Annotated in this window: 12 protein-coding genes; 10 read left to right on the top strand and 2 right to left on the bottom strand. The window is 73.2% G+C overall.

Annotated features, from left to right (window positions below; all coding sequences use genetic code 11):
• Positions 1-43 precede the first annotated feature (43 nt).
• From ACTT8P_RS19965 to ACTT8P_RS19920, 10 genes are read left to right on the top strand one after another with little or no spacing between them, the layout of a single operon-like run.
• Positions 44-1210: a hypothetical protein gene (locus tag ACTT8P_RS19965; RefSeq protein WP_442833032.1), complete on the top strand. Its 1167-nt coding sequence runs from the start codon at positions 44-46 to the stop codon at positions 1208-1210.
• On the top strand, positions 1207-1977 hold the full coding sequence (locus ACTT8P_RS19960; RefSeq protein ID WP_442833031.1) for a WecB/TagA/CpsF family glycosyltransferase: 771 nt from the start codon (positions 1207-1209) through the stop codon (positions 1975-1977). Before ACTT8P_RS19965 ends, ACTT8P_RS19960 begins: the two co-directional genes overlap by 4 nt.
• The gene (locus tag ACTT8P_RS19955; protein WP_442833030.1) at positions 1977-3236 is read left to right on the top strand and encodes a nucleotide sugar dehydrogenase; all 1260 of its coding nucleotides are present in this window, start codon (positions 1977-1979) and stop codon (positions 3234-3236) included. The genes ACTT8P_RS19960 and ACTT8P_RS19955 overlap by 1 nt, the downstream gene beginning before the upstream one ends.
• Before the next feature lie 3 nt (positions 3237-3239).
• Positions 3240-4376, top strand: coding sequence for a non-hydrolyzing UDP-N-acetylglucosamine 2-epimerase (gene wecB, locus ACTT8P_RS19950; protein ID WP_442833029.1), 1137 nt, complete (start codon positions 3240-3242; stop codon positions 4374-4376).
• Positions 4377-4427: 51 nt separating this feature from the next.
• A complete protein-coding gene (locus tag ACTT8P_RS19945) occupies positions 4428-5318 on the top strand; it encodes a chain length determinant protein (RefSeq protein ID WP_442833028.1) in 891 nt (296 codons plus the stop codon).
• Positions 5290-6816, top strand: a complete 1527-nt coding sequence (locus ACTT8P_RS19940; protein ID WP_442833027.1) for an oligosaccharide flippase family protein — start codon at positions 5290-5292, stop codon at positions 6814-6816. Before ACTT8P_RS19945 ends, ACTT8P_RS19940 begins: the two co-directional genes overlap by 29 nt.
• A 5-nt stretch (positions 6817-6821) precedes the next feature.
• The gene (locus tag ACTT8P_RS19935) at positions 6822-7937 is read left to right on the top strand and encodes a hypothetical protein (protein WP_442833026.1); all 1116 of its coding nucleotides are present in this window, start codon (positions 6822-6824) and stop codon (positions 7935-7937) included.
• Positions 7934-8746 (top strand): glycosyltransferase family 2 protein, encoded by an 813-nt coding sequence (locus ACTT8P_RS19930; protein ID WP_442833025.1) that lies wholly within the window; start codon positions 7934-7936, stop codon positions 8744-8746. Before ACTT8P_RS19935 ends, ACTT8P_RS19930 begins: the two co-directional genes overlap by 4 nt.
• Before the next feature lie 38 nt (positions 8747-8784).
• Positions 8785-9456: a class I SAM-dependent methyltransferase gene (locus ACTT8P_RS19925; protein ID WP_442833024.1), complete on the top strand. Its 672-nt coding sequence runs from the start codon at positions 8785-8787 to the stop codon at positions 9454-9456.
• Positions 9456-10436 (top strand): class I SAM-dependent methyltransferase, encoded by a 981-nt coding sequence (locus tag ACTT8P_RS19920; protein ID WP_442833023.1) that lies wholly within the window; start codon positions 9456-9458, stop codon positions 10434-10436. Before ACTT8P_RS19925 ends, ACTT8P_RS19920 begins: the two co-directional genes overlap by 1 nt.
• Positions 10437-10453: 17 nt before the next feature.
• On the opposite strand, the gene ACTT8P_RS19915 is transcribed toward ACTT8P_RS19920, so the two are convergent.
• Together ACTT8P_RS19915 and ACTT8P_RS19910 are read right to left on the bottom strand one after the other, a co-directional pair.
• Positions 10454-11353 carry a glycosyltransferase family 2 protein gene (locus ACTT8P_RS19915; RefSeq protein WP_442833022.1) on the bottom strand — a complete coding sequence of 300 codons (900 nt, stop codon included), beginning with the start codon at positions 11351-11353 and terminating at the stop codon, positions 10454-10456.
• Positions 11350-13389, bottom strand: a complete 2040-nt coding sequence (locus tag ACTT8P_RS19910) for an O-antigen ligase family protein (protein WP_442833021.1) — start codon at positions 13387-13389, stop codon at positions 11350-11352. Before ACTT8P_RS19910 ends, ACTT8P_RS19915 begins: the two co-directional genes overlap by 4 nt.
• Positions 13390-13406: the final 17 nt, after the last annotated feature.

The raw sequence follows: 13406 nt of genomic DNA, 5'->3' as shown, positions 1-13406 counted from the left end.
CGGTTGAACACAGGACCCACAGGGGGGTTGGTGTGTCCGAAACATGACCATTTCACGTCTGGCCGCGCTCGGTCGTGACGAACCGTCGCTGCTTCCGCTCGCCCAGCGGCTGCTGACCCTGGCGGAGTCGGGCCTGCCGTCGATGCTGCTGCCCGGCAAGGAGGCGTTCGCCTTCACCCTGGCCGCGACCAGGGCGCCGGACGGTTCCTGGCGCGTGGAGCAGCGCGGGACCAGCCGGCGGTACGCGGCCATCACCGCGCTCGGTGTCCAGTACCTGCCGGAGGACCGGCAGCGGGCGGTGCTCGCGGGGCGTACCGCGCAGGAGTTCACCGGTCTGCTGGTGGAGGCGCTGCCCTCGGTGGCCAACCTCGGTGACGCGGCGCTCATCGCCTGGGCCGCCGCCGAGACCGGGCACCCCAAGCTGTCCGACGCGCTGGCCCGGGTGGCGGCGCTGGACGACTTCGGCCGCCCCCAGTACACCGTCGAGGCGGCGTGGGTGCTGTCCGCGCTCGCGGCGGCCCGGGACACCGCCGACGTGGAGGGGCATCTGACCGCGGCCCGCGACCGGCTGCTGCGGTCCCGCAACGGGTCCGGCCCGTTGTTCCCGCACGCCACCGGCCCCGGCCTGCTGCCCTGGTACCGGGCGCACGTGAGCTGCTTCGCCGACCAGACGTATCCGCTGCAGGCGCTGGCCCGCGCGCACGCGAGCGGGCACGGCGACGCCGAGGCGCTGGCCGCGGCGACCGCGTGCGCCACCCGGATCCGCGAGCTCCAGGGGCCGGGCGGCCAGTGGTGGTGGCACTACGACGCGCGCACCGGCGACGTCGTCGAGGGCTATCCGGTCTACAGCGTCCACCAGCACGCGATGGCGCCGACCGCCCTGTTCGACCTGACCGAGGCCGGCGGCGGCGACTTCGGCGCGGCGGTCCGCGAGGGCCTGCGCTGGATGACGGACGTACCGGAGCTGGCCGGCCACCCGGCCGCCGCGGAACCGCTGATCCACGACGAGCTGGGCGTGACCTGGCGCAAGGTCTACCGGGGTGATCCGAGGAAGGCCGTGCGCGCCGTGCGGGGGCTGTCCACGCGGGCCGTCGCGGGCCTGCGGCTGAAGCCGCTGGACCGGGCGTACCGCCCGCTGTCCGTGGACCGCGAGTGCCGGCCCTACGAGTTCGGCTGGCTGCTGCACGCCTGGCACGGGGGCCGGACATGAGCGAGCGACGGTCCTTGTTCGGCATCGAGCTGGATCCGCTGACCATGGACCAGACCGTGGAGCGCTGCCTGGCCGCGGTGCGCGACGGCCGGCAGCTGGAGATCGGTGTGGTCAACGCGGCGAAGCTGGTGAACATGCGGCGCGATCCGCGCCTCGCGGCGGCGGTGACCGGCTGCGACCTGGTCCTCGCCGACGGACAGGCCGTGGTCTGGGCGGCCCGGGTGCTGCGCGCCCCGCTGCCGGAACGGGTGGCGGGCATCGACCTGTTCCTGCGGCTGCTGGCCGAGGCGGAGACGGCGGGCATCCCGGTGTACTTCCTCGGCGCCCGGCAGGAGGTGCTCCAGGAGATGCTGCGCCGGGTCGCCGTCCGGTTCCCCGCGCTGAAGGTGGCGGGCCACCGCGACGGCTATTTCGCCGACGCGGAGCAGGAGAGCATCGCCGAATCCATCGCGGAGAGCGGCGCCCAGCTGCTCTTTCTTGGCATGACCTCACCAAAGAAGGAGCTCTTCACCGCCGCCCACGGCGCGCGCACCGGCGCCCGCGTGGTGCACGGGGTGGGCGGCTCCTTCGACATCCTGGCCGGGGTCACCCGGCGGGCCCCCGAGTCCTGGCAGCGCCGGGGACTGGAATGGCTCTACCGGGCCCTGCAGGAACCGCGCCGGCTGGGCCGGCGCTACCTCGCCACCAACGCTGCCTTCGTCCTCATGACGGCCCGCGAGCGCTTCCGGCTCACCCCGTCGATCGCTCCCGCGAACAGGAGTCACTGATGCGCGTCGTCGTGGTCGGACAGGGATACGTCGGCCTGCCGCTGGCCATCCGGGCCGCCGAGGTCGGACACGAGGTGATCGGCTACGACGTCGACACCCGGCGGATCAAGAGCCTCGGCTCCGGGCAGTCCTTCGTGGAGGACGTCTCCGCCGAGCGGATCCGGGCCGCCCTGGACAACGGTACGTACCGCCCGAGCGAGTCGGCGCGGGACTGCGGCGGTTTCGACGTCGCCGTCGTGACCGTGCCCACCCCGCTCCACGAGGGCACCCCCGACCTGCGGTACATCAAGGAGTCGGCGGTCACCCTCGCCCGCTATCTGCGCCCCGGCGCCACCGTCGTCCTGGAGTCGACCACCTACCCCGGCACCACCCAGGACCTGTTCGGGCCGCTCCTGGAGGAGGGGTCGGGGCTCACCGCGGGCAGCGACTTCCGGCTCGGCTACAGCCCGGAGCGGATCGACCCCGGCAACGCGGTGTGGGGGTTCAAGGAGACCCCGAAGGTCGTCTCCGGCGTCGACGAGGCGTCACTGAAGGCGGTCCAGGACTTCTACGGCCAGCTCGTCGACACCACCGTGCCGGTGGGCTCGCCCAAGGAGGCGGAGCTGGCCAAGCTCCTGGAGAACACCTTCCGGCACGTCAACATCGCGCTGGTCAACGAGATCGCGATGTTCGCCCACCACCTGGACATCGACGTGTGGCAGGCCATCGACGCGGCCTCCAGCAAGCCGTTCGGGTTCATGAAGTTCACCCCCGGGCCGGGGGTCGGCGGGCACTGCCTGCCGATCGACCCCTCGTACCTGTCCTGGCGGGTGCAGCGCGAACTCGGCCAGAGTTTCCGGTTCGTGGAGCTGGCCAACGACGTCAACAACCACATGCCCGAGTACGTGACCCGGCGGATCACCGACCTGTTCAACGCCAGACGCCGGTCGGTCAACGGTTCGCGCATCCTGCTGCTCGGGCTGGCCTACAAGAAGAACACCGGTGACGCCCGCGAGTCGCCCGCGCTGCGCATCTCCCAGCTCCTCCTCGACCTCGGGGCGCAGGTCAGGGCGGCGGACCCGCACGTGGTGGAGAGCCTGCCGGTGGACACCCGGCTGGTCCGGGTCGACCTCCAGCCGGACGAGCTGGCCTCGGCCGATGTGGTGGTACTGCTCACCGACCACGACTCCTTCGACTACGAACTCGTCGTCGAACACGCCCCCTTCGTCCTCGACTGCCGCCGCCGGCTGCCGTCCGGACCCACGATCGAGGTGCTCTGAGCAATGCCGCGCATCATCTGTGTCGCCGGGGCCCGCCCCAACTACATGAAGATCAAACCGGTGATGGACGCGCTGGAGCACCGGGACGCCGAGGTGCTCCTCGTGCACACCGGCCAGCACTACGACCCGGCCATGAACGACGTGTTCTTCGCCGACCTCGGCATCCGCCCGCCGGACCGGTTCCTCGGCGTCGGCTCCGGCAGCCACGCCGAGCAGACCGGCCGGGTGATGACCGCGTTCGAGCCGCTGCTGGCCGAGGTGTTGCCGGACCTGGTGGTGGTGGTCGGCGACATCAACTCCACCCTGGCCTGCGCCCTGGTCACCGCGAAGGCGGGCCCGCTGCTCGCGCACGTCGAGGCCGGGCTGCGCAGCCGCGACTGGAGCATGCCGGAGGAGGTCAACCGGGTCGCCACCGACCGGGTCAGCGACTATCTGCTGGCCCCCTCCCCCGACGCGGCCGGCAACCTGCGCGCCGAGGGCTACCGGGCGGACCAGATCCACCTGGTCGGCAACGTCATGATCGACACCCTGCTGGCCAACCTGGAGCGGGCCCGGACCTCGGACGTCCTGGACCGCCTCGGCCTGGCCCGGGGCGGATACGGCCTGGTCACCCTGCACCGGCCCGCCAACGTGGACGACCCCGAGGTGCTCGGCGGGCTGCTGAAGGCGCTGGGCGAGATCGCCGGCCGCTGCCCGCTGGTACTGCCCGCCCACCCGCGCGCGGCCGGCCGGCTGGCCGAACTGGGCGTCCCCGGCGGCATCCAAGTCGTCGAGCCCGCCGGGTATTTGGACTTCATCGCCCTTCAGGACGCGGCGCGGGTGGTCCTGACCGACTCGGGCGGGGTGCAGGAGGAGACCACCGCCCTTGGCGTGCCGTGCGTGACACTGCGGGACAACACCGAGCGGCCGGTCACCGTCGAGGAGGGCACCAACGTGCTCGCCGGGCGGGACCCGGCCCGCGTCGTGCGCACCGTGCACGCGGTGCTGGACGCCCCGCCCGCGCCGCGCCGGCCCGCGCTGTGGGACGGCCGGGCCAGCGACCGTATCGCCGAGGTGCTGCTGAACGGAGACACCGCGGCCACCCGGCCGCGGCCCACCGACCGGCCGACGACCCCCACCGGCCCAACGTTCCCCATATGATCCGATCGCCACACATGCTCGTCGAACATCGTGTCGCCAGGGGGGACCGTCATGGATCTCGCGGAGATCTTCCGGGTCATGCGCAGGCGCTGGTACGTCCTGCTGCCGGGACTGCTGCTGACCGCCGCACTGCTGGCCGCGGTGGCCGTGCTGGTGCCGGTGTCCTACCAGTCGCAGAGCACGGTGGTCCTGCTCAACTCGCAGAAGGCCACGGACGATTACGACGGCAACCCGTTCCTGAGCACCCAGACCTCGCTGACCGGCATGGCCGACAGCCTGGCCCGCAGTCTCAACTCCGACGACTCGCTCAGGGAGCTCAAGTCCCGGGGCGCGACGGGCACGTTCGAGGCGAAGCTCGCCGACAACGCGCAGGGGCCGCTGCTGTGGCTGACCGTGACCGGCACCGACGCGGACGCCGTGCTGGCCTCCGACAAGATCCTGGCCACCTATGCCGGGGAGCGGCTGAAGCAGTTCCAGGAGCAGCAGTCGGTCGACCCGAAGGCCATGATCAGGATGACCACGATCGTGCCGCCGCAGCAGCCGGTGGCGCAGACCAGGACCCGGCTCCAGTACCTGATCATGGCCGGTGGGCTGGGACTGGTGCTCACCCTGGTGGCCGCCTTCTACGTGGAGGCCCGCACCAGGCCGCGCACCTCCGCGCCGCACACCTCCGCGCCGCACCCCTCCGCGCCGCACCCCGCCGCGCCGGAGCCCGAGCCGGAAGCGGAGCCCGAACCGGCGCCGGATGAGCGGCCCGCCGCGTCGCAGCCGGCCGTGGACGAGACGCTCGCCATCCGGCGGCCGCCGAGCTGGTCGAAGCCGGCCGCCGACGCCCCGGCCGCAGCACCCCGAGCGCCGCGGTCCGCCGTGGCGGTGACGTCCGCGGCGCAGCCGCTCGACGAGGAGCCGACGCATGGACATCGCCCGCGCACCGGACAGTGAGGCGGACGCCGCGCCCGCTCCGGCGGACGCCGGCCCCTCCGCCGCCGCCTTCGGCCACCAGGTCCGCTCGGCGGCCCGCTGGAGCCTGATCAACACCGTCGTCCTGCGGCTGGGCAACTTCGCGACCGGCATCGTCCTGGCGCGCTTCGCGCTGGGCCCCGCGGAGTGGGGGGTGTACGGCATCGCCCAGACGGTGCTGCTGGTCCTGCTGTCCGCCAACGAACTGGGCGTGGGCCTGGCCATCGTGCGCTGGGAGGGCGACGCCCGGCGGTTCGCGCCGACCGTGCTCACCCTCAGCACCCTCTCCAGCGGCCTGCTGTACGTGGCCCTGTTCGCGGCGGCACCGGCACTCGGCGGTCTGCTCGGCTCGCCGAACGCCACCGAAGTACTGCGGGTGATGTGCCTGTGCGTGGTGATCGACGGGGTGGCCCAGGTGCCCGGCGGCTTCCTCACCCGGGAGTTCGCCCAGGGCAAGCGCATGATCATCGACGCGCTGAACTTCGTGACCGGCACGGCGGTGACCCTGCTCCTCGCTTTCGAGGGCTGGGGCGCGATGAGCTTCGCGGTCGGGGCCGTGGTGGGCAACGTCGTGACCCTGATCGGCTGCGGGCTGGCGGCGCCCGGCACCCTGAAGTACGGCTGGGACCCCGCGCAGGCGCGGGCCCTGCTGCGGTTCGGGCTGCCGCTGGCGGGGGCCAGCATGCTGGCGCTGGCCGTGGTCAACGTCGACACGATGGTGGCCGGCGCGACGCTGGGCAGTGTGTCGCTGGGTTTCTACGTGCTGGCCTTCAACATCTCCGGCTGGCCGGTGCGGATCATCTCCGAGGCCGCCCGCCGGGTCTCCTTCGCCGGTTTCTCCCGGCTGGCCGAGACGCCGGGGGCCCTCGCCCAGGGGTTCAGCCGGGCCCTGGGGGTGCTGATCACCGGCACGGTGCCGCTGTGCGTCCTGCTGGCCGGCCTCGCGGAACCGGTCGTCCGGCTGGTCTACGGCAGCCAGTGGAGCCCGGCCGCCGCCGCGCTGCCCTGGCTGATGGCGCTCGGCCTGATCCGGATCGGCAGCGAACTCGCCTACGACTGCCTGGTCGCCGTCGGGCAGCGCCGCTCGCTCTTCCTGGTGCAGGGGTTGTGGCTGGTGGCCCTGATCCCGGTGCTGCTGGTCGCCGCCCGGCTGAACGGTGTCGTCGGCGTCTCCCAGGGCCATGTGCTGGTGGCCGGCGGCCTGGTGGTGCCGGTCTTCCTGGTCGCGCTGCGCCGGGGCGGGATCGGTCTCGGGCTGATCGCGCGGGCCTGCGGGTGGCCGTTCCTCGGCGGGGCCGTGATGACCGTGATCGTCCTCGGGCTGCGGGAGCCGTTCGGCGCCGGGCCGCTCGGGCTCGTCACCGTCTCCGCCGTCGCCCTGGCCGGTTACGCGGTGTGCGTGTGGCCCAGCCGGGGTTTCCTGCGCGGCCGGCCCCCGGCCGCCGTCCCGGTTCCACCGGCCCGACCGGACATGAGGTGAGCCCGATGGCACGGCGTACCGGACGCGACCGGCTCGCCGGGTTACTGCTCGCCGCCCTGCTGGTGGTGGCGGGCACCGCCTGCTCGGAGCCGGAGCGGTCCGCGGCGCCGAACTGCCCGGCCGGGGCCCGGACCTGCTCCGCGAGCACCTCCTCGGTCCCTTCGGGCACCGCCCCGCCGGCCACGCCCGGTACGACGACGGCGGCCCCGACCACCGCGCCGGCCCCGGCTCCGACACCGACGCCCACGCCCACGCCCACGCCCACGGAGAAACCCGCCGGGCAGCCCACCGCCGATGCCGCGTGCGCCTCCCCCGGCGCCTGCGGCTTCCCGGACGCCCGCACCGCCGGTCACCGCACCGCCCTCAAGCCGCACCACACCGGCTACCGGACCATCCGTACCGACGGAACGGTCATCCGGGGCCAGGACATCACCGGCTCGCTCGACATCTACGCCAACGACGTCACCGTCATCGACACCCGGATCACCTCGGACAACTGGTGGGGCATCAACCTGCGGCCCGGCTACCACGGCCTGCGGGTCCTGCACTCCACCATCACCGCGGTGCCCGGCAAGGGTCCGGACAACGGCGGGGTGGACTACGCGGTGTCGAACATGGGCGGCAGTTCCGTCGAGGTCGGCTGGTGCGACGTCTCGGTGTTCGGCGACGCCCTGTCCATGGGGCAGGGCAACCTGCACGACAACTACGTCCACGACCTCGTGCCGTTCGTCAACCTGGGCGGCGAGTGGCAGCACACCAACGCGGTGATCAGCGGCGGCGGCAACACCGGCCGCCTGGTCATCCGGCACAACACCCTGCTCAACCCGACCAGTCTGCAGCAGGGCGCCTCGGGAAGCATCGGCCTGTTCGCGGACACCGGCGTGGTCCGCAACGTCACCGTGGCCGACAACTGGATCGCGGGCGGCGCGTACGCCCTGTACGGCGGCTCCACCGGCGCCACCAACATCAAGGTCACCGGCAACGTCTTCTCCACGCAGTACCATCCCGCCTCCGGCGGCTACGGCGTGGTGGCGCACTGGAACGCGGCCGGCGCCGGGAACGTGTGGCGGAACAACCGGATGTCCGACGGCCGCCCGGTCCATCCGGAGCCGGCCTCATGAGCGGCGGCACGGCGCGCGGCGTCGCGCGGGCGCCCTGGACGCTGCTCAAGGCCCTGTTCGGCTGGCTGGTCCTCTTCGAGGCCAGGAACAAGGTACTGCTGGCGCCCGGCGCGGTGCGGCTGCGCCGGTTCGAGGACGCCGAGGTCAGGCGGCTGGCGGCGGTCCTGCCGGCACCGCCCACCGCGCTGGTCGCCACGGTGATCGCCACCCACCGCCGCCCCGAGGCGCTGCGCGCGGCGGTGCGCTCGGCGCTGGACCAGACCGTCCGCGACCAGGTCGTCATCGTCGTCGACGACGGCGCCGGGCTGCCCGGACTGCCCACCGATCCCCGCCTGTTCGCCGTCCCGCTGTCCCGCAACACGGGGGTCGCGGGCGTCGTCCGCAACGTCGGCATCCGCCTCACCCGCTCCCGCTACGTCGCGTTCCTGGACGACGACAACCTGTGGGAACCCGACCACCTGGAACGGGCGTTGGCGGTCCTGGACGCCCCCGGGGGTCCGGACGCCGTCTACACCGCGCTGCGCCGGGTCCGGCCCGACGGCACCGGGCAGGACATCCTGTCGGTGCCCTACGACCGGCGCCGGGCCGCCCGCGAGGCGTTCCTGGACACCAACGCCTTCGTCGCCCGCCGCACCCGCGCGCTGCACTTCAGCCGGCTGCGCCGGACCCCTCAGGTGCTGCCCCGCGAGGACTGGGAGCTGATCCGCCGGTACGGCCGCCGGCACCGGGTGCGCCATGTGCCGCACCCCACCGTCCGGTACCTGGTGAACCCGGCCAGCTTCTACACGCAGTGGCAGCAGTCCCGTTGAGATCCGATACTCCGCTCCGACCACAGGTGGTTGATCCCATGCCCCGCTCCCGCGCCCTGCGGAACAGATTCGTCGACGCGCCCGGCTCGCTGGGCGAACGCCTGCGCCTCGCCCGCTGGGAACGGTTCCAGCGCTGCTTCCCCGGCATCGAGCACATGCGCGTCGTCGACCTGGGCGGGACGGCCGAGATGTGGCTGCGGGCGCCGCTGCGCGCCAAGCACGTCCATCTGATCAACCTGGAGGAGCACCCCGCCGAGCTGCCCGACTGGATCACCGCCGAGGTCGCGGACGTGACCGACGCGGCGGTCGCCGCCGAGCTGAGCGCGCACGGCGGCTACGACCTGGTGTTCTCCAACTCGGTCATCGAGCACGTCGGCGGCCACGGCCAGCGCCGGAAGTTCGTCGCGGCGGTCGAGTCACTGGCCCCCCGGCACTGGATCCAGACGCCGTACCGCTACTTCCCCGTCGAGCCGCACTTCGTGGCGCCCGGCTTCCAGTTCCTGCCGCTGGCCGCCCGGGCCCGCCTGGTGCGGCGCTGGCCGCTGGTGCACAGCCGTCCCGACAGCCCGGAGTCCGCGATGAACGCGGTGATCAACATCGAGCTGCTCACCCGCACCGAGATGCGCTACCTGTTCCCCGGCTCGGTGCTCATCAGCGAGCGGGTGCTCGGTGCTCCGAAGTCGCTCATCGCCGTCCGGAGAGGGCTCTGATGCTGAACAACCTGGTCAACAGGCATGACGCGGACCGGCTGCTGCGCAAGGTGCGCACGCTGGACCTGGACCCGGTGCTGGCCAAGCTGCGGGTGCGGGGCGGCGCGCGGGTGGTCCAGCACTGGTCCCGGGTCGACCCGTCGCTGACCGAGTGGTGGGCGATACCGGCGGTCGTCAAGCGCTGGAACCTGCTGATGACCGGCGACGCGGACACCTCCTTCCCCGCGTACGTGGCCGCCCGGCACTTCGCGCCGCGCACCGGTCTGCGCGGCCTCTCGCTCGGCTGCGGCACCGGCGGCAACGAACTGCTCTGGGCGCGGACCGGCGCGTTCGCTCTGCTGGAGGGGGTGGACGTGGCCGAGCAGCGGATCGACTTCGCCACCCGTACCGCCGCCGAGCAGGGCCTCTCCGACGTGCTGCGGTTCCGGGTCACCGACGTCAACCGGATGGCCGCCGACGGCGAGCGTTTCGACGTACTGCTGGGTCTCCAGTCGCTGCACCACTTCGATCATCTCGACGAGACCCTGCCGCGGCTGGCCGGGCTGCTGGAGCCGGGCGGGACGTTCGTGGTCGACGAGTTCGTCGGCCCCACCCGGTTCCAGTGGACCGACGCTCAACTGGACGCTGCCAACACACTGCTGGCCCGGCTGCCCGAGGAGCGGCGGCGGCTCGCCGACGGCCGGATCAAGCGCCGGGTGGTGCGGCCGAGCCGGATGTCGATGGTGCTGGACGACCCCTCGGAGGCGGTCGACGCGGCGACCCTGCTGCCCGGCCTGCGGCGCCACTTCGACGTCGTCGAGGAGCGGCCGTACGGGGGCACGGTGCTGCACATCGCGTTCTCCGGGATCGCGCACAACTTCCGGGACCAGAAGCCCGAGACGCTGGCCCTGCTGGAGCGGTGCTTCGCCGCGGAGGACGCGGCGCTGCCGGCGGTCGGGCACGACTTCGTCGCCCTGGTCTGCCGGGCGCGCACCCCCTGACCGGGGCGCCGGGGCCGTCAGGGTCCCGGCGTGGCCCGCAGGGCGCCCGGCCGGACCAGCGCGGCCACGGCGGCGCGGGAGGCCGGCCGGCCGAGGGCGGCCCGCGAGATCTCACGGAGCAGGACGGCGGCCCGGAACGCGGCGGTGGCGAGGGCGCCGTGCCGCCGCCGGTACAGCCGGACCCGGTTGAGGGTGAGCAGGGTCCACAGGCGGGGCGACACCCGGGAGTCGCCGCCCAGGTGCACCGCCTCGGCGGCCGGCTCAAGGCGGGTGGTGTGACCCCGGTCCCGGGCCCGCAGACAGTACTCGGTCTCCTCCGAGTAGAGGAAGAACGACTCGTCCCACCGCCCGCAGTCGGCCAGGCACTCCCCCGACAACGCCATCAGCGCCCCGGTCGCCCAGTCCGCGCGGGTGGGCCGCCGGTACGCGGCCGGTTCGGTGACGATCTCGCTCAGCGCCGGGAAGCGCCCGGCCCGGGTGTTGCCGATGAGCGCCTCGCCGAGCGCCCGCAGCACGGTCGACTCCCGGCGCAGCGAGTGGTGCGGCGCCTCGCCGCCGTCCTCGTACAGCAGCGGTACGACGATCCCGGTGCCGTTCCCGAGTCCGTCGACCAGGCGTTTGGCGCAGCCCTGCCGCATCCGGACGTCGGGGTTGCAGATCAGCACCGCCCGGTATTCGCCGGCCACGTCCAGCGCCGCGTTGATCCCGGCGGCGTACCCGGCGTTGCGGCCGGTCTCCACCACGACGGCGGCCGGGGCCAGCGTCCGCAGCACCGCCACCGTGTCGTCGCCGGAGTCGTTGTCGGCGACGACGAGCCGCCAGTCGAGGCCCGCCATGCCGGCGGGCAGCGCGGCGAGGAAGCCGGGCAGCACCGGGGCGCTGTTCCAGGTGACGACGACGACGGCGACGGTGCTCATCGGGACTCCGCGAGGTGGGGAAGACGGGCTTCGGGGGCTTCGAGGGCTTTACGGGGTGCGGGTGCCGCGGCCGCGGCGTCGGCGGCCTCGCGGCGGACGAAGCCGAGGTAGCTGCCGCCCGCGCCCAGGAGCAGGAAGAACATGCCCGCGTACATGGGGAAGCTGAGCGCGTCGAAGGTGGCGCTGATGACGAGGGCGACCAGCGCGGAGGCGAGGAAGGCCTGGCCGAGTTCCCGGTCCGACTCGGTGCGGGCGAGCCGGCGGATGGCGCCGCCGGTGTGGACGCCGGTGCCGATCAGGACCAGCAGGGCGATCAGGCCGAGGGTGCCCATCTCGGCCAGGATCAGCATGTACTCGTTGTCGGTGAAGAAATACAGGTCGGGGGTGAAGGTGCCGAACCCGCGGCCGAACCAGGGGTGTTCCTTGAGGTAGGGCACGATGGCGCCGTACTTCACGGTGCGGGCCTGGGTGCTGCTGTCGGAGTCGGACAGGAAGCTGGCGAACAGGTTGGTGATGGTGCCGATCAGCCCGGGGATGATCACCTTGAAGCCGGCCACCGCGCCCAGGATCAGGCCGATGGCGGCCCAGCGGCGCTGCGGCTTCCAGCGGGGCACCAGCACCAGGATCGCGATGAAGGCGCCGATGATGGAGGTCCGGGACACGGTCAGCGGCAGCGCGCCCGCCATGATCGCCACCGGGGCCCAGCGGCGCAGCGCGCCGGCGTGCCGGCGTACCGGGTCGAACGCCTGGTGGACGGCGAACGGGACCAGCAGGGCGAGCATGCCGCCGAACTCCAGCGGGTGGGCGGTGGTGGAGCGCGGCCGGGTGAACGAGCCGCGGTCCATCGCGCCGCTCCCGGCGCTGCTGGACTGGAGGCCGGGGATGCTGATGGAGTCGGCGATGTTGGTCGCGGCGAAGAAGTCGTAGTAGCCGAGCAGCGCCACCACCGTGCCCAGCACGACGAGCCGGCGCATCAGGGTCTCCAGCCGGCTCCGCTCCTGGATGCCGGCCGAGGCCAGCACCACCAGCGCCACCCACACCAGCAGTGCGATGAGTCCCCGGTCGGCGCCGAGGGTCTCGGCGTGCGTGCTGCCGCGGGTGGCGGCCGCCAGGTAGGACAGCAGCACGGCGGCGGTGAGCACGCACATCGCCACCCGCGGCAGTCTGGTGCCCCGGGCGGGCACGATCCGGCCGCCGAGCCAGGTCGCGAGGTACCAGAGCAGCCCGAGCAGGGCGAAGACGTTGGCGGGGGTGCCGACGCCGCCCAGCGCGGGCAGCGTGAGGTTGGAGGGGACGAAGACGGCCAGCACCAGGTAGCCGGTGAGGATCGTCGTGGCGTCCAGCCGGCGCACCAGCAGCCCCTTGGGCCGCTCCGGAGGGCGGGCGCGGTGGCGGCGGGGTACGTAGCCGGCCAGGGCGCGGCCCCGGCGGCGGACCACCGCGACGCCCTCGGCGAGGATGGACAGCAGGAACGCGGCCACCAGCCCGACGATGACGACCGCCGCGATGCCCTGGTAGCGGCTCTTGGACTGCGGGGCCGGGGTCTGCGGCAGGACGACCGGCGCGGACTGCACCGCGTACACCGCCGGCACCTTGGCGGCGGACTGGAGGGCGGTCAGCTGCTCGCCGGCGAACTCGGTGAGGGTGGTGGTCTCGCGCAGCACGTTGGCGCGGTCGGTGCCGGTGACGCCCAGGGTGAGCAGCGGGCCGTCGGCGTTGGCCGCGAAGGCGACCGTGTACTGGTCGGTGACGCCGCGCGAGCGCAGTTCCTTGGCCGCGTCGCTCGACTGGAGGGTGCGGATCAGCACGTCGGCGGTGACGACCAGGGAACCGCCCGCGTTCGAGAGGGGGTTGCCGAAGGTGGGGGCCAGTTCGGCGGTGGCCGTGGAGTCGATGAGGGTGACGGAGCTCTGCGACTCGTAGGAGACCGGGATGGTGCGGTACAGGTAGCCGCCCGCCAGCAGGCTGAGCAGGGTGAGGGGGACGACGAAGTACCAGCGGCGGCGCATGATCGCCAGCAGGTCGGCAAGGCTCATGTGGGCTCCGGGGCGGG

Source organism: Streptomyces sp. JW3, assembly GCF_052216785.1.
Lineage (GTDB): Bacteria > Actinomycetota > Actinomycetes > Streptomycetales > Streptomycetaceae > Streptomyces.
Note: the sequence above shows the minus strand (reverse complement) of the source record. Positions and strands in the feature narration are given on the sequence as shown.

What these genes read in the sequence shown, in the direction of transcription:
- ACTT8P_RS19925 (WP_442833024.1), top strand. Translation starts at nt 8,785, where the DNA reads ATGCCCCGCTCCCGCGCCCTGCGGAACAGATTCGTCGACGCGCCCGGC.
- ACTT8P_RS19940 (WP_442833027.1), top strand. Translation starts at nt 5,290, where the DNA reads ATGGACATCGCCCGCGCACCGGACAGTGAGGCGGACGCCGCGCCCGCT.
- ACTT8P_RS19910 (WP_442833021.1), bottom strand. Translation starts at nt 13,389, where the DNA reads ATGAGCCTTGCCGACCTGCTGGCGATCATGCGCCGCCGCTGGTACTTC.
- ACTT8P_RS19945 (WP_442833028.1), top strand. Translation starts at nt 4,428, where the DNA reads ATGGATCTCGCGGAGATCTTCCGGGTCATGCGCAGGCGCTGGTACGTC.
- ACTT8P_RS19915 (WP_442833022.1), bottom strand. Translation starts at nt 11,353, where the DNA reads ATGAGCACCGTCGCCGTCGTCGTCGTCACCTGGAACAGCGCCCCGGTG.
- ACTT8P_RS19960 (WP_442833031.1), top strand. Translation starts at nt 1,207, where the DNA reads ATGAGCGAGCGACGGTCCTTGTTCGGCATCGAGCTGGATCCGCTGACC.
- ACTT8P_RS19965 (WP_442833032.1), top strand. Translation starts at nt 44, where the DNA reads ATGACCATTTCACGTCTGGCCGCGCTCGGTCGTGACGAACCGTCGCTG.
- ACTT8P_RS19920 (WP_442833023.1), top strand. Translation starts at nt 9,456, where the DNA reads ATGCTGAACAACCTGGTCAACAGGCATGACGCGGACCGGCTGCTGCGC.
- ACTT8P_RS19955 (WP_442833030.1), top strand. Translation starts at nt 1,977, where the DNA reads ATGCGCGTCGTCGTGGTCGGACAGGGATACGTCGGCCTGCCGCTGGCC.
- ACTT8P_RS19930 (WP_442833025.1), top strand. Translation starts at nt 7,934, where the DNA reads ATGAGCGGCGGCACGGCGCGCGGCGTCGCGCGGGCGCCCTGGACGCTG.
- ACTT8P_RS19935 (WP_442833026.1), top strand. Translation starts at nt 6,822, where the DNA reads ATGGCACGGCGTACCGGACGCGACCGGCTCGCCGGGTTACTGCTCGCC.
- wecB (WP_442833029.1), top strand. Translation starts at nt 3,240, where the DNA reads ATGCCGCGCATCATCTGTGTCGCCGGGGCCCGCCCCAACTACATGAAG.